Origin of the sequence: Streptomyces sp. NPDC048751 (genome assembly GCF_043198595.1) — a bacterium.
In the GTDB taxonomy this organism is placed as follows: domain Bacteria; phylum Actinomycetota; class Actinomycetes; order Streptomycetales; family Streptomycetaceae; genus Streptomyces.
Genome location: NZ_JBICUX010000001.1, coordinates 116,488 through 135,598, shown reverse-complemented (window position 1 = coordinate 135,598; position 19,111 = coordinate 116,488). Strand labels below are relative to the sequence as shown.

17 protein-coding genes are annotated in these 19,111 nt (G+C 70.4%); 15 read left to right on the top strand and 2 right to left on the bottom strand.

Going from position 1 to position 19,111, the window contains the following annotated elements; genetic code table 11:
• Positions 1–78: 78 nt before the first annotated feature.
• The 4 genes from ACGFNV_RS00590 (at position 79) to ACGFNV_RS00575 (ending at position 3,879) form a co-directional block, all read left to right on the top strand.
• Positions 79–1,119: an Rv2578c family radical SAM protein gene (locus ACGFNV_RS00590; protein WP_393618210.1), complete on the top strand. Its 1,041-nt coding sequence runs from the start codon at positions 79–81 to the stop codon at positions 1,117–1,119.
• A gap of 187 nt (positions 1,120–1,306) precedes the next feature.
• Positions 1,307–2,887: an alpha/beta hydrolase gene (locus tag ACGFNV_RS00585; RefSeq protein ID WP_393618208.1), complete on the top strand. Its 1,581-nt coding sequence runs from the start codon at positions 1,307–1,309 to the stop codon at positions 2,885–2,887.
• A 57-nt stretch (positions 2,888–2,944) separates the two neighbouring features.
• Positions 2,945–3,343, top strand: coding sequence for a RidA family protein (locus tag ACGFNV_RS00580; RefSeq protein ID WP_393618207.1), 399 nt, complete (start codon positions 2,945–2,947; stop codon positions 3,341–3,343).
• Between the two features lie 35 nt (positions 3,344–3,378).
• Positions 3,379–3,879: a GNAT family N-acetyltransferase gene (locus ACGFNV_RS00575; RefSeq protein WP_393619943.1), complete on the top strand. Its 501-nt coding sequence runs from the start codon at positions 3,379–3,381 to the stop codon at positions 3,877–3,879.
• 4 nt (positions 3,880–3,883) lie between these two features.
• Here the strand turns inward: ACGFNV_RS00575 and ACGFNV_RS00570 are convergent, their stop codons facing one another.
• The gene (locus ACGFNV_RS00570; protein ID WP_393618205.1) at positions 3,884–4,459 is read right to left on the bottom strand and encodes an adenylosuccinate lyase; all 576 of its coding nucleotides are present in this window, start codon (positions 4,457–4,459) and stop codon (positions 3,884–3,886) included.
• Between the two features lie 401 nt (positions 4,460–4,860).
• Here ACGFNV_RS00570 and ACGFNV_RS00565 point away from each other — a divergent pair, with 401 nt between their 5' ends.
• The 9 genes from ACGFNV_RS00565 to pssA all read left to right on the top strand — a co-directional run bounded on the left by ACGFNV_RS00565 (position 4,861) and on the right by pssA (position 15,779).
• Positions 4,861–6,666 (top strand): 3-hydroxyacyl-CoA dehydrogenase family protein, encoded by a 1,806-nt coding sequence (locus tag ACGFNV_RS00565; RefSeq protein WP_393618203.1) that lies wholly within the window; start codon positions 4,861–4,863, stop codon positions 6,664–6,666.
• 136 nt (positions 6,667–6,802) lie between these two features.
• On the top strand, positions 6,803–7,615 hold the full coding sequence (locus tag ACGFNV_RS00560; protein WP_393618201.1) for a TetR family transcriptional regulator: 813 nt from the start codon (positions 6,803–6,805) through the stop codon (positions 7,613–7,615).
• A gap of 426 nt (positions 7,616–8,041) precedes the next feature.
• Entirely contained in the window at positions 8,042–9,385 is a 1,344-nt protein-coding gene (gene ccrA, locus ACGFNV_RS00555; protein WP_393618200.1) for a crotonyl-CoA carboxylase/reductase, read from the top strand.
• Positions 9,386–9,402: 17 nt separating this feature from the next.
• A complete protein-coding gene (locus ACGFNV_RS00550; RefSeq protein ID WP_393618198.1) occupies positions 9,403–11,430 on the top strand; it encodes a protein meaA in 2,028 nt (675 codons plus the stop codon).
• Positions 11,427–12,389 carry a CoA ester lyase gene (locus ACGFNV_RS00545; protein ID WP_133930709.1) on the top strand — a complete coding sequence of 321 codons (963 nt, stop codon included), beginning with the start codon at positions 11,427–11,429 and terminating at the stop codon, positions 12,387–12,389. The genes ACGFNV_RS00550 and ACGFNV_RS00545 overlap by 4 nt, the downstream gene beginning before the upstream one ends.
• Positions 12,390–12,391: 2 nt before the next feature.
• Complete coding sequence (locus ACGFNV_RS00540) at positions 12,392–12,904, top strand: MaoC family dehydratase (protein ID WP_393619941.1); 513 nt, start codon at positions 12,392–12,394, stop codon at positions 12,902–12,904.
• Between the two features lie 2 nt (positions 12,905–12,906).
• The gene (locus ACGFNV_RS00535) at positions 12,907–14,112 is read left to right on the top strand and encodes an acyl-CoA dehydrogenase family protein (protein WP_393618197.1); all 1,206 of its coding nucleotides are present in this window, start codon (positions 12,907–12,909) and stop codon (positions 14,110–14,112) included.
• Between the two features lie 169 nt (positions 14,113–14,281).
• Positions 14,282–14,938, top strand: coding sequence for a phosphatidylserine decarboxylase (locus ACGFNV_RS00530; RefSeq protein WP_393618195.1), 657 nt, complete (start codon positions 14,282–14,284; stop codon positions 14,936–14,938).
• 22 nt (positions 14,939–14,960) lie between these two features.
• Positions 14,961–15,779 carry a CDP-diacylglycerol--serine O-phosphatidyltransferase gene (gene pssA / locus ACGFNV_RS00525; RefSeq protein WP_393619939.1) on the top strand — a complete coding sequence of 273 codons (819 nt, stop codon included), beginning with the start codon at positions 14,961–14,963 and terminating at the stop codon, positions 15,777–15,779.
• Positions 15,780–16,070: 291 nt separating this feature from the next.
• Here pssA and ACGFNV_RS00520 read toward each other — a convergent pair whose 3' ends face one another.
• On the bottom strand, positions 16,071–17,207 hold the full coding sequence (locus ACGFNV_RS00520) for a glycerate kinase (RefSeq protein ID WP_393619937.1): 1,137 nt from the start codon (positions 17,205–17,207) through the stop codon (positions 16,071–16,073).
• 178 nt (positions 17,208–17,385) lie between these two features.
• Here ACGFNV_RS00520 and ACGFNV_RS00515 point away from each other — a divergent pair, with 178 nt between their 5' ends.
• Positions 17,386–18,459: an ADP-ribosylglycohydrolase family protein gene (locus ACGFNV_RS00515; protein WP_393618193.1), complete on the top strand. Its 1,074-nt coding sequence runs from the start codon at positions 17,386–17,388 to the stop codon at positions 18,457–18,459.
• A 147-nt stretch (positions 18,460–18,606) separates the two neighbouring features.
• Positions 18,607–19,098 carry an NUDIX domain-containing protein gene (locus tag ACGFNV_RS00510; RefSeq protein WP_393618191.1) on the top strand — a complete coding sequence of 164 codons (492 nt, stop codon included), beginning with the start codon at positions 18,607–18,609 and terminating at the stop codon, positions 19,096–19,098.
• Positions 19,099–19,111 lie beyond the last annotated feature (13 nt).

The window sequence follows — 19,111 nt, the reverse complement described above, 5'->3', positions numbered from 1 at the left end:
ACGGCGACCGGGAGTGGCGCCCGCACGATCATGGGAACACATGTTCTATTGTGGGGGCAGCGCTACCGAGGAGGCGTCATGCGCTGGGAGAACCTCACAGTGGAACCGGGCGAGCACGGCAGGGCCGACGCCGCGCTGTTCGGCGCGGACGCGGTGACCACCCGTACCTTCGACACCCCGGAGTTCCGTGGCATCACCTTCCACGAGATCCGGGCCCGCTCGATCATCAACCGGGTGCCGGGCGCCTCGCGCATGCCCTTCGAGTGGACCGTGAACCCCTATCGCGGCTGCACGCACGCGTGCGTGTACTGCTTCGCCCGCAAGACGCACAGCTACCTCGACCTCGACACGGGCATCGGCTTCGACACCCAGATCGTGGTCAAGGTGAACGCGCCGGAGGTGCTGCGCCGCCAGCTCGCCTCCAGCCGCTGGCGGGGCGATCACATCGCGATGGGCACCAATGTCGACTGCTACCAGCGCGCCGAGGGCCGCTACCGGCTGATGCCGGGCATCCTGGCCGCCCTGCGCGACCACGCCAACCCCTTTTCGATCCTGACCAAGGGCACGCTGATCCTGCGCGACCTCGACCTGCTGACGCAGGCCGCCGAGGTGACGGACGTCGGCATCTCCGTCTCGGTCGGGTTCACCGACACCGAGCTGTGGCGCACCGTCGAGCCGGGCACACCGGCCCCGGAGCGCCGCCTGGACGTCGTACGGACCCTCGGCGAGCACGGCATCGGCTGCGGCGTGCTGATGGCGCCGGTGATCCCTTTCCTGAGCGACCAGCCGGCGCAACTGCGCGAGACCGTGCGGGCGATCGCCGCCTCCGGGGCCACCTCCGTCACCCCGCTGGTGCTGCACCTGCGCCCCGGGGCCCGCGAGTGGTTCATGGCCTGGCTCGGGCAGCACCATCCCTACCTGGTGCGCCGTTACGAGCGGCTGTACGCGGAGGGCGCCTACGCCCCGAAGTGGTACCAGCGCCGGATCACCCGTCAGGTCCACGACCTGGCACAGGAGTACGGCATCGGGCCCGCGCGCGCGGGAATGCCACGACGGATCCGGCCGCCGGAGCCGGAGCCGCCCGCCACGCCCGAAGCGACCCAGCTGACGCTGATCTGAGGGCGTTCAAGACGTCAGAGCGTTCGAGACGTCAGAGCGCCCGATACGTGAGAGCGTTCGAGCGCATCCGGCGGAGCAATTGGGTCAAGTATTGACATAACACGTTCTTCCGGGCGTGCTTCCCGGGACGATGCGGCGAGGACCGTGACCTTCGCGGTCCGACATCCCTCCGTCCTGGGAGGACTGCATGAGGAAACGCGCAGCAGCGCTGTGCGGTGCCGCCGTGGTGGTGGCCGGTGTGTTCACGGCCGTGCCCGCCGACGCGCGTCCGTCGTATCCCGCACCCCTGGCGCCCGCCGCGGAACTCGGCTGGAAGAACTGCGCCACGACCGCCTATCCGAGGCTCCAGTGCGCGTCGCTGAAGGTGCCGCTCGACCACGCCGACCCGCGCGGGCAGCGGATCACGCTCGCGCTGTCCCGCGTGCCCCACACCGCGAAGACGTACCAGGGCCCGCTGCTGGTCAACCCCGGCGGCCCCGGCGGCAGCGGCCGCACGCTCGCCGGATTCGTCGCCTCCGCGCTGCCCAAGGCGGTGGCGGCCCAGTACGACGTCGTCGGCTTCGACCCGCGCGGGGTGGGCGCCAGCACACCCGCCCTGGACTGCGTCCCCGGTCACTTCGGCCCGGTCCGCCCCGACTCCGTGCCGAGCACACCGGCGATCGAACAGGCGAACCTCACGCGCGCGAAGTCCTTCGCCGACGCCTGCGCCACCAAGTACGCGCGCGTGCTGCCCCACATCGACACGGTCAGCGCCGTCCGTGACATGGACTCCATCCGCGCGGCGCTCGGCTCGACACGGCTCAACTACCTGGGCTACTCGTACGGCACCTACCTCGGCGCGGTCTACGCCAAGCTGTTCCCGGAGCGGGTGCGCCGACTCGTCCTGGACTCGATCGTCGACCCGGCCGGTGTCTGGTACGAGGACAACCTCGCGCAGGACTACGCCTTCAACGACCGCCACCGCGCGTTGATGGCGTGGATCGCCAAGCACCACACGGCCTACCGGCTCGGCACGGATCCGGACCAGGTCGAGGCCAGGTGGTACGCGATGCGCGCGTCCCTCGCGAAGAAGCCGGCCGACGGCAGGGTGGGCGCGACGGAGCTGGAGGACACCTTCATGCCCGGCGGCTACTACAACGGCTACTGGCCCTACCTCGCCCAGGCGTTCGCCGCGTTCGTCAACGACAAGGACGCCGATCCGCTCGTCGAGGCGTACGAGCGCCTCGGCGCGGTCGACTCCGCCGGGGACAACGGGTACAGCGTCTACACCTCGGTGCAGTGCCGGGACGCCGACTGGCCGCGGTCCTGGGAGCGGTGGCGCGCGGACAACTGGGCGGTGTACGAGAAGGCGCCGTTCGTGACCTGGAACAACGCCTGGTACAACGCGTCGTGCGCGTTCTGGCCGACGCGCTCCCAGCACCCGGTGAACGTGGCCAACGGCGGGCTGTCGTCGCCGGCCCTGCTGTTCCAGGCGACGAACGACGCGGCCACCCCGTTCGAGGGCGGCGCGACGGTCCACTCCCTGCTGGGCGGCTCCAGCCTCGTGGTCGAGGAGGGCGGCGGCAACCACGGCGTCACGCTCAGCGGGAACAGCTGCCTGGACCGGCATCTGGCGGCGTATCTGACCGACGGCACGGTGCCGCGCGGCAGCGGCGAGGCCGACGCGGTGTGCCCGGCGCTGCCCGATCCGCAGCCGCTGAGCAGGAAGGCGGCGCCGACGTCGTCCCGCGGCTCGACGCTGCACGGGCTGCTCGGCTTCCGCAGCTAGGACATCCTCTGACGGCCCGTCGGGGGCGATGTCGGACCCATGGTCCACCATGGACGCATGAGTGAGCTGACCAGGATCCCCGCCCCCGAGGGCGTCGCCGCCGCCGCGCAGTACAGCCACGTCGTCATCGGCTCCGGCCGCTTCGTGGCGACAGCGGGGCAGCTCCCCCTCGACGAACACGGCAGGCTGGTCGGCGAGGGGGACCCGGAGGAGCAGGCCCGGCAGGTCTTCGCCAACCTCGGGCGCTGCCTGGCGGCCGCCGGCGCGAGCTTCGACGACGTCGTCAAACTCACCTACTTCGTCACGGACATGGCCGACATGCCGGCCATCCGCACGGCCCGCGTCGCGCACATACCCGACGACCGTCTCCCGGCCGCCTCGGCCGTGCAGGTCGCCGCGCTGGTCCGGCCGGACGTCCTGATGGAGATCGAGGCGTTCGCGGTGGTGCCGGAGTGAGCCGGCCGGCCGTGACCGGCCTCCGGGTGCGGGACATGACGCTCGCCGACTGCGACCGGGTCTCCGAGATCCGCGTGCGGGGCTGGCAGACCGCCTACCAGGGCCTCATGCCACAGTCGTACCTCGACGTGCTCAGCACGACGCGGGACGCCGAGCGGCGCCGGGCCGGGTTCGGGCAGGGCGACGGCAGCGTGGTGAACCTCGTCGCAGAGCATGACGGCGAGGTCATCGGCTGGGCCGCCCACGGCCCGTACCGCGACGGCGAAACGCGCACGGAGGACGCCGAGTTGTACGCACTCTACGTCGACCCCGACCGTCTGGGCAGCGGTGTGGGCCGGGGCCTTCTCAGGGAGTCGCTACGCCAGTGCGCGGCCCTCGGACACGAGCGGATGTACCTGTGGGTCGTCAAGGGGAACACCCGCGCGCGCCGGTTCTACGAGCGCGGGGGTTTCCGGGCGGACGGCACCGAGGAGCCGTTCGAGGTGGACGGCGTCGCGGTGCCCGAGGTCCGCCACGCCCGGCCGTTGCCGGCCTGACGGCTCACCGCTGCTTCGGGATCCGCGCCAGCGCGTGGACCGCCGCCTCGGCCAGCGCCGGGTGGGCGAGCGCCTCGTTCAGGACCGGACGGGCGCGGGCGTCGCCCAGCGCACCCAGTCCCTCCACACACGCCAGCGCCACCTTGCGGTAGGGGTCGTGCGGGCGCAGCCGCCGCCCCAGGGTGGTGATCAGCGCCGGCACGGACTCCGGTGCGCGCAACTCGGTCAGGAGCCGGACCGGGTGCAGGGCGTAGGCGACGCGCAGTTCGTTGGTGGCGAGGGCGGCGGCCGCGCGGGCGGTGCGGGGGTCGCCGAGCCGGGCGAGGGCGTAAGCCGCGGAGGCGCAGCGCGGCGGGTCACGGTGGTTGAGGAGCAGGACGAGGGCCTCGAAGGCCCGCCGGTCACCCGCGAGCCCGAGCCGGAACGCGGCCAGTTCCCTGGCCCAGAGCGGCTGTCCGGGCTCCGTGAGCACTCCCGCCAGTTCGTCGTGATCCTCGGTGGCCACCAGCCGCTCGTACGCGGCCGTCCCGCCTGACTCGCGCCGTAAGCGCTCCGTGAGCGATCGCAACTCTACGTCCATGAGACGAGCCTAGGCGGGGTGACCGGGTGCGCGGGACCCACATCACAAAGTCGGGGGGTGGCGCGCTCGTTACCCGCCGGTTAAGCTCAGACGAGCGAGTTACCCACTCGCAGCCCTCCTCGCGGTGGCCTGGTGACGCAGCCGCCGTGAGAGCAGTCGGTTCGGTACCTCGTGTACCGCAGTTCGACCCGGCCACGGGACAGGGCCGGTCGGTTCCGCCGTTCCTCGGACGTGTGCACGTCCACGGCGACGGCACCGGGCGTGTGCGCTCGCAGCCCGGCATCACACCCGCACTCCTTCCGCACCTTGGTGCGCCCTCGGTTCCGGTCTCCTCGGCCGGCTCTCCCCCGGCGCACCCGGGCGCGTCCCCAGTCGTCACCCTCATTCTCTGGAGTCCCGCGATGGCCACTCCCCTGCACGACACCTCTCTGTCCCCGTTCACGACCATTGCCGTCGTCGGCCTCGGCACGATGGGCACCGGTATCGCCGAGGTCCTCACCCGGGCCGGCCGCGAGGTCATCGGCATCGACATCAGCGAGGCCCAGGCCGCGAGGTCCCTCGCCGCCCTGGAGGCCGCGACCGCCCGCGCCGTGAAGCGCGGGAGGCTGACCGAGCAGGAGCGCACGGACGCCCTCGCCCGCTTCCGCACCTCCACCGACCTGCGCGCGGCCGCCGACGCCGACCTCGTCATCGAGGTGGCCCCGGAGTCGTACGAGATCAAGCAGCAGATCTTCCGCGAGCTGGACGGGATCGTGCGCCCGGAGACGATCCTGGCGACCGGCACCAACGCGCTGTCCGTCACGCGGCTGGCCGCCGACTCGGCCCACCCGGAGCGGGTGCTCGGGCTGCACTTCTTCAACCCGGCGCCGGCGATGAAGCTGGTCGAGGTCGTCTCGTCCGTGCTGACCGCGCCCCAGGCCGTCGCCACGGTCACCGACCTGGCCGTCGGCCTCGGCAAGGAACCCGTCGCGGTCGGCGACCGGCCCGGATTCGTCGCCGACGGACTGCTGTTCGGCTACCTCAACCAGGCCGCCGCGATGTACGAGGCGAAGTACGCCTCCCGCGAGGACATCGACGCCGCGATGCGGCTCGGCTGCGGACTGCCCATGGGCCCGCTCGCACTGCTCGACCTGATCGGCGTCGACACGGCCCGTACCGTCCTCGATGCCATGTACGCCGAGTCCCGCGACCGGCTGCACGCCCCCGCCCCCATCCTCAAGCAGCTCAGCGAGGCCGGCCTGACGGGCCGCAAGTCGGGCCGCGGCTTCTACACCTACGACGCACCCGGCAGCGCCACCGTCGTGCGGGACGCGCTGACCCCGCTCGACGGCGCGGACCTCACCCCGGGCCGCCCCGTGCGCCTGGTCGGTGTCGCGGGCTCGGGCACCATGGCGTCGGGCATCGTGGAGGTGTTCGCCAAGGCCGGCTACGACGTCGTCGTCGCCGCCCGCAGCGAGGAGAAGGCGCAGACCGCCAAGGCCCGGATCGGCAAGTCGCTGGCCCGCTCCGTCGACAAGGGCCGGATGACCGCCGAGGCGGCCGCGCAGACCCTGGACCGGATCACCACGGCGGGCTCCTACGACGCCTTCGCCGACGTCGACCTGGCCGTCGAGGCCGTCGCCGAGGACCTGGACGTCAAGCGGCAGTTGTTCGCGACGCTGGACAAGGTGTGCAAGCCGGGCGCGGTCCTGGCGACCACCACGTCCTCGCTGCCCGTCGTCGCCTGTGCCCGGGCCACCTCGCGCCCGCAGGACGTCATCGGCATGCACTTCTTCAACCCCGCGCCGGCGATGAAGCTGGTCGAGGTGGTCCGCACGGTACTGACGGGCGACGACGTCCACGCCACGGTCCGCGAGGTGTGCGTCCGGATCAAGAAGCACGCCGTCGACTGCGGCGACCGGGCGGGCTTCATCGTGAACGCCCTGCTGTTCCCGTACCTCAACAACGCGATCAAGATGGTGCAGGAGCACTACGCCTCGCTCGACGACATCGACGCCGCGATGAAACTGGGCGGCGGCTACCCGATGGGGCCGTTCGAACTCCTGGACGTCGTCGGCCTCGACGTCTCCCTGGCCATCGAGAAGGTCCTGCACCGCGAGTTCAGGGACCCCGGCCTCGCCCCGGCGCCGCTCCTGGAGCACCTGGTGGCCGCGGGCTGCCTCGGCCGCAAGACGGGCCGCGGCTTCCGCGAATATGCCCGGCGCTGAGCGTCCGGCGGACCGGTTCGCGTCCACGGCGGACTGGGGCGGACTGCTCGGCGCGGCAGGCGGACCCCCGCCCCGAGAGGGCGGGGGAAACGCCCGACCTGCGCACCGAGCTGCGCACATGCAGTACGTTCAGGTCATGTCCCAGCCCGCGAAGTCCTCACGTACACCAGCCACGCCCGACGCGCCGGAGAGTGCCGCGGGCAGTCGCGCGGCCGCCCAACGGCTCAGGATGCGCCGGGAGCTGGCGGCCGCCGCGATGGAGCTCTTCGCGACCAAGGGCTACGAGGCGACCACCGTCGACGAGATCGCGGCCGCGGCGGGCGTCGCCCGCCGCACCTTCTTCCGCCACTTCCGGTCCAAGGAAGAGGCGATCTTCCCCGACCACGACGACACGCTGATCCGTGCCGAGGCCGTGCTCAACGCGGCGCCAGCGCACGAGCATCCGCTCGACACGGTGTGCCGGGGGATCAAGGAAGTCATGAAGATGTACGCGGCCCGGCCGGAGATCTCGGTCGCCCGCTACAAGCTCACCCGTGAGGTGCCCACGCTGCGCGAGGCGGAGATCGCGTCGGTGGCCCGCTACGAGCGCCTCTTCACCCGCTACCTCCTCGGCCACTTCGACGAGCACGCCCACGACGACGACGCCAACGACGACCCGCTGCTGGCCGAGGTCGCCGCGTCCGCCGTCGTCACCGCCCACAACCACGTCCTGCGGCGCTGGCTGCGCGCCGGGGGCCAAGGGGACGTGGAGGCGCAGCTGGACCACGCCTTCGCGATCGTGCGGAAGACGTTCGGGACGGGCATCGGGGCCGGGCGGGACACCACGGCCCGGCCCGCGCCGGCCGCCACGACGACGCACGGCGAGGTCCTGGTGACGGTCGCGCGCACCGACGCCCCTCTCGACGAGGTCATGCGCACCATCGAGCAGGCCCTGAAGGAACATTCCTAGACATTCCCCTGCACCACACCCGGCGACGCGCCGACGGTGGCACCCAGTGCCGCCGTCGGTGCGTTTCTCTTTGCCCCCTCTACACCTACCCGACAGTAGCTTTGATCGATCATCGCTCATTTGTTACGTAAAGATTTCACCTGAGAGCAATTTCTGGCACCCAGTGCCTTGCGAGGTGACACGGCGTGCCATACGTTGAAGGTGTCCGGGCGGCCGGCGTGCAGAGACCTTTCGTACGCCGGCTGTCCCCGCAAGCCCCTCAGGGCCTGCGCGCCCGGGCGCCTGCGTCACAGGCAACCTCCCGCGCCACAAAGCGCTGCCGAACAGCACCATCCGCCGAACCGACGGCACTTCCCCAACCCTCAGCAGCACCGACGTAACCCTCAGCACCCCTCCCTCAGGGTGCGTACCGCCGGAGGCAACACCGTGACCGTGAACGAGATCCTGGACGCGATCCAGTCCCCCGACTCGACGTCGGCCGACTTCGCCGCCCTGCCGCTCCCCGAGTCGTACCGGGCGATCACCGTGCACAAGGACGAGACGGAGATGTTCGCGGGCATGCAGACCCGCGACAAGGACCCGCGCAAGTCGCTGCACCTGGACGAGGTGCCGCTGCCCGAGCTGGGCCCGGGCGAGGCCCTGGTGGCCGTCATGGCCTCCTCGGTCAACTACAACTCCGTGTGGACCTCGATCTTCGAGCCGCTGTCGACCTTCGGGTTCCTGGAGCGCTACGGCCGCACCAACGAGCTCGCCAAGCGGCACGACCTGCCGTACCACATCATCGGCTCCGACCTCGCGGGCGTCGTCCTGCGCACCGGCCCGGGCGTCAACGCCTGGAAGCCCGGCGACGAGGTCGTCGCGCACTGCCTCTCCGTCGAGCTGGAGTCGTCCGACGGCCACAACGACACGATGCTCGACCCGGAGCAGCGCATCTGGGGCTTCGAGACCAACTTCGGCGGCCTCGCCGAGATCGCCCTGGTCAAGTCCAACCAGCTGATGCCGAAGCCGGACCACCTGTCGTGGGAGGAGGCCGCCGCCCCCGGCCTGGTCAACTCCACCGCCTACCGGCAGCTCGTCTCCCGCAACGGCGCCGGCATGAAGCAGGGCGACAACGTGCTCATCTGGGGCGCCAGCGGCGGCCTGGGCTCCTACGCCACGCAGTTCGCGCTGGCCGGTGGCGCCAACCCGATCTGTGTCGTCTCCAGCGCGCAGAAGGCGGAGATCTGCCGCTCGATGGGCGCCGAGGCGATCATCGACCGCAACGCCGAGGGTTACAAGTTCTGGAAGGACGAGAACACCCAGGACCCCAAGGAGTGGAAGCGCTTCGGCAAGCGCATCCGCGAGCTCACCGGCGGCGAGGACATCGACATCGTCTTCGAGCACCCCGGCCGCGAGACCTTCGGCGCGAGCGTCTACGTCACCCGCAAGGGCGGCACCATCACCACCTGCGCCTCGACCTCGGGCTACATGCACGAGTACGACAACCGCTACCTGTGGATGTCCCTGAAGCGGATCATCGGCTCGCACTTCGCCAACTACCGCGAGGCCTGGGAGGCCAACCGCCTCATCGCCAAGGGCAAGATCCACCCGACGCTCTCCAAGGTCTACTCCCTCGAGGACACCGGCCAGGCCGCCCACGACGTGCACCGCAACGTCCATCAGGGCAAGGTCGGCGTGCTCTGCCTGGCCCCCGAGGAGGGCCTGGGCGTGCGCGACACCGAGAAGCGCGCGCAGCACATCGATGCCATCAACCGCTTCCGCAACATCTGAGACACCCGGGAGCACAGATGACTGAGCGTCAGAAGGACCGGCCGTGGCTCATGCGCACGTACGCCGGTCACTCCACGGCCGAGGCGTCCAACGAGCTGTACCGGCGCAACCTCGCCAAGGGTCAGACGGGTCTGTCGGTGGCGTTCGACCTGCCGACGCAGACCGGCTACGACTCCGACCACATCCTCGCCCGCGGCGAGGTCGGCCGGGTCGGCGTGCCGGTGGCCCATCTCGGTGACATGCGCCGGCTGTTCCAGGACATCCCCCTGGAGCAGATGAACACCTCGATGACCATCAACGCCACCGCCATGTGGCTGCTGGCGCTCTACCAGGTCGTCGCCGAGGAGCAGGGCGCGGACATCACCAAGCTCCAGGGCACGACCCAGAACGACATCGTCAAGGAGTACCTGTCCCGGGGGACGCACGTGTTCCCGCCGGGGCCGAGCCTCCGCCTGACGACGGACATGATCGCGTACACGGTCTCCCGCATGCCGAAGTGGAACCCGATCAACATCTGCAGCTACCACCTGCAGGAGGCGGGCGCCACGCCGGTCCAGGAGATCGCGTACGCGATGTCCACCGCGATCGCCGTCCTCGACGCGGTGCGCGACAGCGGCCAGGTGCCGCAGGAGCGCATGGGTGACGTCGTCGGCCGTATCTCCTTCTTCGTGAACGCGGGCGTCCGCTTCGTCGAGGAGATGTGCAAGATGCGGGCTTTCGGCCGCATCTGGGACCGCGTCACCCGTGAGCGGTACGGCATCGAGGACCCCAAGCACCGCCGCTTCCGCTACGGCGTCCAGGTCAACTCCCTGGGCCTGACGGAGGCGCAGCCGGAGAACAACGTCCAGCGCATCGTGCTGGAGATGCTGGCCGTCACCCTCTCCAAGGACGCACGCGCGCGTGCCGTGCAGCTGCCGGCCTGGAACGAGGCACTCGGCCTGCCGAGGCCCTGGGACCAGCAGTGGTCGCTGCGCATTCAGCAGGTCCTCGCGTACGAGAGCGACCTGCTGGAGTACGACGACATCTTCGAGGGCTCGAAGGTGATCGAGGCCAAGGTGGGCGAGCTCGTCGAGGAGTCCCTCGCGGAGATCGAGCGGATCCAGGAGATGGGCGGCGCGATGGCCGCCGTCGAGTCGGGCTACCTCAAGTCGCAGCTGGTCGCCTCGCACGCCGAGCGCCGGGCCCGTATCGAGTCCGGCCAGGAGAAGATCATCGGCGTCAACGCCTTCGAGGGCACCGAGCCGAACCCGCTGACGGCCGACCTGGACACCGCGATCCAGACGGTCGACCCGGCGGTCGAGGCCCGGGTCATCGCCTCCCTCCAGAACTGGCGCGACACCCGCTACCAGCCGCCTTTCAACCACCCGCGTCCCTGCAAGGCGCTGGAGAGGCTGAAGGAGGCCGCCAAGGGCACCGACAACCTCATGGAGGCCACCCTGGAGTGCGCCCGCGCCGGCGTCACGACCGGCGAGTGGGCCGGGGCGCTGCGTGAGGTGTTCGGCGAGTTCCGGGCACCGACCGGAGTCTCGTCGGCGCCGGTGGCGATCCCCGCCGAGGAGGGCTCGGCCCTGTCCGAGGTGCGCCGAAAGGTGGATCTGACGGCCAAGGAGCTGGGCGTCGGCAAGCTGCGCTTCCTGGTCGGCAAGCCCGGCCTGGACGGGCACTCCAACGGCGCCGAGCAGATCGCCGTGCGGGCCCGCGACGCCGGGTTCGAGGTGGTCTACCAGGGCATACGGCTCACCCCTGAGCAGATCGTCGACGCGGCCCTCGCCGAGGACGTGCACGCGGTCGGCCTGTCGATCCTGTCCGGGTCGCACTCCCAGCTGGTTCCTGACGTGCTGGAACGCCTCCGTGTGGCCGGTGCCACAGATATACCGGTGATCGCCGGTGGCATCATCCCCAACGGGGACGCAGAGCAACTCAGGTCCGCCGGAGTTGCCGCGGTCTTCACCCCGAAGGACTTCGACATCACCGGAATCATCGGCCGCATCGTCGACGAGATCCGGAAAGCGAACAAGCTCGACCCCCTGGAGGTCCCCGCATGACCACGGTCAACCGCCTTCGCCCCCGGCGTTCCTGCCTGGCGGTGCCGGGCTCGAACCCCCGCTTCCTGGAGAAGGCGCAGGGCCTCCCGGCCGACCAGGTCTTCCTGGACCTCGAGGACGCGTGCGCGCCGCTCGCCAAGCCCGAGGCGCGGCACACCATCGTCAAGTTCCTCAACGAGGGCGACTGGACGGGCAAGACGCGGGTCGTGCGCGTCAACGACTGGACGACCGAGTGGACGTACCGCGACGTCGTGACGGTGGTCGAGGGAGCCGGCCAGAACCTCGACTGCATCATGCTGCCGAAGGTGCAGGACGCGCAGCAGATCGTCGCGCTGGACCTCCTCCTCACCCAGATCGAGAAGACCATGGGCTTCGAGGTCGGCAAGATCGGCATCGAGGCCCAGATCGAGAACGCGCAGGGCCTGAACAACGTCAACGAGATCGCGACGGCGTCCCAGCGCGTCGAGACGATCATCTTCGGCCCGGCCGACTTCATGGCGTCGATCAACATGAAGTCGCTGGTCGTGGGCGAGCAGCCGCCCGGCTACCCGGCGGACGCCTACCACTACATCCTGATGAAGATCCTCATGGCCGCCCGCGCCAACAACCTCCAGGCGATCGACGGTCCCTACCTGCAGATCCGCAACATCGACGGCTACCGCGAGGTCGCGCAGCGTGCCGCCGCCCTCGGCTTCGACGGCAAGTGGGTGCTGCACCCGGGCCAGGTCGAGGCGTCCAACGAGATCTTCTCGCCCTCCCAGGAGGACTACGACCACGCCGAGCTGATCCTGGACGCGTACGACTACTACACATCCGAGGCGGGCGGCAAGAAGGGCTCGGCGATGCTCGGCGACGAGATGATCGACGAGGCCAGCCGCAAGATGGCCCTGGTCATCTCCGGCAAGGGACGCGCCGCCGGCATGCAGCGCACCAGCAAGTTCGAGATTCCGGAGGCGTGAGCATGCAGTTCGGGCGCACCTACGAGGAGTTCGAGGTCGGGGCGGTCTACAAGCACTGGCCGGGCAAGACGGTCACGGAGTACGACGACCACCTGTTCTGTCTGCTCACCATGAACCACCACCCGCTCCACATGGACAGCAACTACGCGGAGCAGACGACGGACTTCGGCAAGAACGTCGTCGTCGGGAACTACATCTACTCCCTGCTGCTCGGCATGTCCGTGCCGGACGTCTCGGGCAAGGCGATCGCCAACCTGGAGATCGAGTCGCTGAGGCACGTGGCGCCGACCTTCCACGGCGACACGATCTACGGCGAGACGACCGTGCTCGACAAGTGGCCGTCGAAGTCGAAGAACGACCGCGGGATCGTCCACGTGGAGACGAAGGGCTACAAGCAGGACGGCACGCTGGTCTGCGTGTTCCGCCGCAAGGTGATGGTGCCGACCGAGACGTACATCAAGGAGCGCGGCGGCGAGCAGCCCGGCCGCCCCGAGCTCAAGGAGCAGGAGAAGTAGCCATGGCGCGACTCGCCCAGACCGCCGGTCTGACGGACGTCCAGCAGGAGATCCTGTCCACTGTCCGGGACTTCGTGGACAAGGAGATCCTCCCGGTCGCGACCGAGCTGGAGCACCGCGACGAGTACCCTCAGCAGATCGTCGACGGGCTGAAGGAGTTGGGCCTGTTCGGCCTGATGATCCCCGAGGAGTACGGGGGTCTGGGCGAGTCGCTCCTGACCTACGCGCTGTGCGTGGAGGAGATCGCCCGTGGCTGGATGTCGGTGTCCGGCATCATCAACACGCACTTCATCGTGGCGTACATGCTCAAGCAGCACGGCACGCAGGAGCAGAAGGACCACTTCCTGCCGAGGATGGCGGCCGGCGACATCCGGGGCGCGTTCTCGATGTCGGAGCCGGGCCTGGGCTCGGACGTGTCCGCGATCACGTCGAAGGCGGTGAAGGACGGCGAGGAGTACGTCCTGAACGGTCAGAAGATGTGGCTGACGAACGGCGGAACGTCCTCGCTCGTGGCCGTCCTGGTGCGAAGTGACGAAGGACACGCCGAGGGCACGGCACCCCACAAGTCGATGACGACCTTCCTCGTGGAGAAGGAGCCCGGCTTCGGCGAGGTCCGCCCCGGACTGACCATCCCCGGCAAGATCGACAAGATGGGGTACAAGGGCGTCGACACCACCGAGCTGATCATGGACGGTCTGCGGATTCCCGCAAACCGCGTGCTCGGAGGGGTGACGGGCCGAGGTTTTTACCAAATGATGGACGGCGTGGAGGTCGGCCGCGTCAACGTGGCGGCGCGCGGCTGCGGCGTCGCGCAGCGTGCGTTCGAGCTGGGCGTCCGGTACGCCCAGCAGCGTCACACGTTCGGCAAGCCGATCGCCCAGCACCAGGCGATCCAGTTCAAGCTGGCCGAGATGGCTACCAAGGTCGAGGCCGCGCATGCGATGATGGTGAACGCGGCACGCAAAAAGGACTCCGGAGAACGAAACGACCTTGAGGCTGGGATGGCGAAGTACCTCGCGTCCGAGTACTGCAAGGAGGTCGTGGAGGATGCCTTCCGGATCCACGGCGGCTACGGCTTCTCCAAGGAGTACGAGATCGAGCGCCTCTACCGTGAGGCTCCGATGCTGCTGATCGGTGAAGGTACCGCCGAGATCCAGAAAATGATCATCGGACGCAGGCTGCTCGAGGAGTACCGTTTCCAAGGCTAGATGTCTGGGTTCGGGGTGTTTTCTTCGAGAAGAAGATCACACCCCGTCAACACTGCTCAGATGCCGACTCGGCTTCCTGACTTACCCAGTTGCGGCCTTGAACCGCTACGATCGCTGAAAGCCGCCGTCCCCCGTCAGAGTGCGGCATCATCCGCTACGAAGGTCATCCATGCCCCACAGCCAAACCTCTGCACCTCGCGACAGCCGAGCCGGTGTACGCCTTGCGCGCGGAGCATCGCCGTGGCTTCTCCCGACCGTCACCACCGCAGCCGTCAGCCTGCTCCGCGCCCGCCGCTCGGGTGTCGCCAAGGCCGTCGCCGTACCCGCCACCGCTCTCGCGGCGGGCATGCTGTGGTTCTTCCGTGACCCGGAGCGCGAGATCGCGCCGGGACGGGTCATCTCTCCCGCAGACGGTGTGGTGCAGAGCATCATGCCGTGGAAGGACGGCCGCACCCGCGTCGCCATCTTCATGAGCCCGCTCAACGTGCACGTCAACCGCGCGCCCCTCTCCGGCACCGTGACGTCCGTCGAGCACATCCCCGGCGGGTTCGTACCGGCGTTCAACAAGGAGAGCGAGAACAACGAGCGCGTCGTCTGGCACTTCGACACCGAGCTCGGTGACATCGAGATGATCCAGATCGCCGGTGCCGTGGCCCGCCGCATCGTCCCCTACATCCCGGAGGGTACGAAGGTCGAGCAGGGTGACCGTATCGGGCTGATCCGCTTCGGCTCGCGCGTGGACATCTACCTGCCCGAGGGCGTGGAGATCGCGGTCGAGGTGGGACAGAAGACTGTGGCTGGGGTGACTCGCATTGACCGTGATTGATCCGCAGACCCAGGCGGGCTGGGTGCCCGAGGCCGACGAGGTGGACGAAGAGGAGGAGATGCCCCTCTCTCTTCGGCTGTCGATAGCGGACACCCTGACGCTCGGCAACGCCACGTGCGGCTTCATGGCGGTGTACTTCACCACCACCGGCATCCTGATCCCGGACCTCACCGGCAGCCAGGAGTCCGGCATGGCGCGCAACAGCGCGGCCACGGCCGTCATCCTGATGCTGTGCGCGGCGGTCTTCGACCTGTTCGACGGCCTGGTGGCGCGCAAGCTGCGCTCCTCCCCCATGGGCGCCGAGCTGGACAACCTCTCCGACCTGATCAGCTTCGGCCTCGCGCCGGCGTACTTCGTCCTCGTCTACGGCATGGTGGCGGACGGCGCGTACCAGCGGGTCGCGGCGGTCGGGGCGATCGTGGTGCTGCTGGCGGTGGTGCTACGGCTTGCCCGCTTCTCGTGCGTGACGGTGAAGGACGGCACGTTCCAGGGCATGCCATCCCCCTTCGGGGCTTTGACGGTCGTCTCGATCATCCTGCTCGAGCTGCCCTTCGTGGCGACACTCCTGGCCATTCTGGGGACGGCCTGGCTGATGGTGAGCCGCGTGGAGTACCCGAAGCCGCGGGGCCGCCTCGCGGTGGCGATGCTCTCCTGGATCGTCCTGTCGATGGGCCTCCTGGCCGCCTGGGCCTTCGACGCCCCCGGCGGCCAGCTCCTCCTCCAGACGGGCTGCGCCCTGCAGCTGGTCATGGGCGCGGTGATCCCCCTGTTCGCCACGGCTCGCCGAGTGAACAACTTCCGCGACAACCGGCGCGAGGCGCGGGCGGCGCAGCTGCCGTAGCGCTCCGCCGAGTGGGGCCCCGGACCTGGGTTGGGTCCGGGGCCCTTCTGTTTGCCACCCGGCGTCGGTGGGCCGCTCTGCTGGGGGCTCCGCCCCCCAGACCCCAGGCCTGCCGCCCACCCACCACCCGACTCGGTTCGTTAAAAGGTGCACCTCTCGACCCACCGCAAACGGGTGGTGGGTGGGCAAGGCCGGGGGTCCAGGGGGCGGAGCCCCCTGGCGGGGGCGAAGGGGCGGAGCCCCCTGGGGATGGGACGGGTAGGGGCGGCGGGGGCGAGGGAAACCCCCGCCTCAGCCCAGCAGGTCCCGCGCGATCCGCTCGGCGACCCGCTCGAGGATCGGCCCCGCGTCCGCGATGCACTTCGCCACGTCCGGCTCGACCTCGGTCAACGGGTACGCCCGCCGGATCCCCGCCCGCTCCAGCGCCGCAGGCGTCAGCGCGAGCCGGCCGCACACCGCGACGACCTCCCGCCCCGCGGCCCGCGCCGCCGCCGCGACCCCCGCGGGAGCCTTGCCGTGCAGGGTCTGCTCGTCCAGGGAACCCTCACCGGTGATCACCAGTTCCGCACGCGCCAGCGCCGGCGCGAAGCCGAGCACGTCGAGCATGACCTCGATACCGGCCCGGAAACGCGCGCCGAGGAGCAGTGCCCCGTACCCGATGCCGCCCGCGGCCCCCGCACCCGGCGCGGCCGCGTACTCCGTCGCCTTCGGGCCGACAGCCGTCTCCAGCACCCGCGCGTAGTGGGCGAGCGCCGCGTCCAGCGCCTCCACGTCGTCCGGGGCGGCGCCCTTCTGCGGTCCGTACACCGCGGGTGCGCCCTTCGGGCCGGTCAGCGGGTTGTCGACGTCGCTCGCGAGGATCAGCTCCACGGCGGACAGCCGTGGGTCGAGGTCCGACAGATCGGCCGAGGCCAGATCGGCGAGGCCGCCGCCGCCCGGCGCCACCGGCTCCCCGTCGGCGTCCAGGAACCGCGCCCCCAGCGCGGACAGCATGCCCGCGCCGCCGTCCGTGGTGGCACTGCCGCCGACCCCGAACACGATCGTCCGCGCCCCGGCGTCCAGCGCGGCCCGCAGCAGCTCGCCCGAGCCGTACGTCGACGCCGTCAGCGGCGCGAAGACGCCCGCCGGCAGCCGCTGCAGCCCGCTGGCCTCCGCCATCTCGACGACGGCCGTGTCGCCGCGCAGCGCGAACGCCGCCGTGACCTCGTGTCCGACGGGGCCGGCGACCCGTACCTCCCGCCGCTCGAACCCCGCCGCGACCGCCGCGACCACGGTGCCGTCCCCGCCGTCGGCGACGGGCAGCGCCTCGACCTCGACGTCCGGTACGACCCGGCGCAGTCCCGCCGTCACCCGCTCCGCGACCTGTACGGCCGTCAGCGAACCCTTGAACTTGTCCGCGGCAACGAGCACCCTGCGGGTGCCGCGCACAGCAGCGTCCGACACGTTGCAATCCCCTTGCTCTCCGGGCCCGTCGCACGTCAGGGCCAGTCGCGCCGCTGTGACCTTAACCGCCGGACGCGCTCGCCGTCATGCCCTGCCCGCACCTCGGGAATCTCATCCCGCGCCGGCCCGCGCGGCCGCGTCCGGAAACGGGTACACCTCTTCTATGACCCCTGTCGGCACTGAGCCAGAGCTCGCCGACCGCGTCCTCGGGGGCTGGCTGGGCCGGATCGCGGGCAACATGCTCGGCAAACCGGTCGAGCAGGGCGACCTGTGGACGCGGGACCTCATCGACCGCTACCTGCGGCAGGCCGACGCCCTGCCCCTCACCGACTACCTGCCCGAGCCGATCGCCGGGGGCGACGGCTTCGAGCTGCGGCCCGAATGGCGCCAGTGCGTACGCGGCCGCATCCACGGCAGCTGCCGCGACGACGACATCGACTACGCCATCCTCGGCCTCGACCTCCTGGAGACCCACGGCTTCGAGTTCAGCACCGAGCAGGTCGGCGACCTGTGGCTGCTGCGGCTGCCGTACCTGCAGACGTTCACCGCGGAACGGGCCGCGTACCGCAACCTCGCCAACGGGCTGAAGCCGCCGCTGACGGCGACGTACGACAATCCGTACCAGGAGTGGATCGGTGCCCTGATCCGCGCCGACATCCACGGCTGGACCTCCCCCGGCGTCCCTCGCCGCGCCGCCTCGCTCGCGCGGCGGGACGCGGTGCTGTCCCACACCGGCAACGGCGTGTACGGCGCGATGTGGGCGGCGGCGCTGATCGCGGCGGCGTTCACGGCGCGCACGGTACGCCAGGCGGTCGACGAGGCGCTGACGGTGATCCCGGCGAGCAGTCGCCTGGCCCGGATCGTGCGCCGGGTCTCCTCCCTGCACGACGCCAGGATGTCCTGGGAGGACACCCTCACCACGATCGCCGAGGAGACCGCGGGGCTCGGCTGGATCCACACCGTCCCGAACGCCGCCGTCCTCACCGCCGGCCTCCTCTACGGCGACGGCGACTTCACGCGGACGATCGCGCTGACCGTCCGCGGCGGCCTGGACACCGACTCCAACGGCGCGACGGCGGGTTCCGTGGCCGGCGTCATGACCGGCGCGGACGTCATCCCGCCCCAGTGGAAGGACCCGCTGGAGGACACCGTCCGCAGCGCGGTCTTCGGCTTCGACGGCGTACGGATCAGCGAACTGGCGGAACGGACGCTACGGCTGACGCGGACGGAGGCCTGAGGCCTGAGGCCTGAGGCCGAACCTGCCGTGGACCGGCGCGCAAGGCGCTGCGCACGGCGTGTACGGCGAGGTGGCGTGCTCCGCGCGCTGCGACCGGTCGGGGTGAGGACGTGACGCCGTACCGGTGCGGCTGGCTACCCTTCCTGAATGACCACTCTTGACTACGCCACGTACATCGCCTCCCTCCCCCGCATCCTCGCCGGGGCCGCCGCGCTCTTCCGCGACGCGGAGGGACGGGTGCTGCTCGTCGAGCCCAACTACCGGGAGGGCTGGGCGCTGCCGGGCGGCACGGTCGAGTCCGACGACGGGGAGAGCCCGCGGCAGGGTGCCCGCCGCGAGACCGCCGAGGAGATCGGTCTCGACCGGGAGCTCGGGCGGCTCCTCGCGGTGGACTGGGTGCCCGGCACGGGCCGCCCACCGCTGGTGGCGTACCTGTACGACGGTGGAGTCCTCGGCGAGGACGACTTCAAGGCGATCCGTCTTCAGGAGGAGGAACTGCTGTCCTGGCGCCTGGTCGCGCGCGAGGACCTCCCCGAGCACCTCCCCGGCGCCACCGGCCGCCGCGTCCTGGCCGCCCTCGACGTCCTCACGGAGGGCTCGGGCACGGCGGAACTGGAGAACGGCCACCGGGTCGGCTGACGCCGGGGCCGGG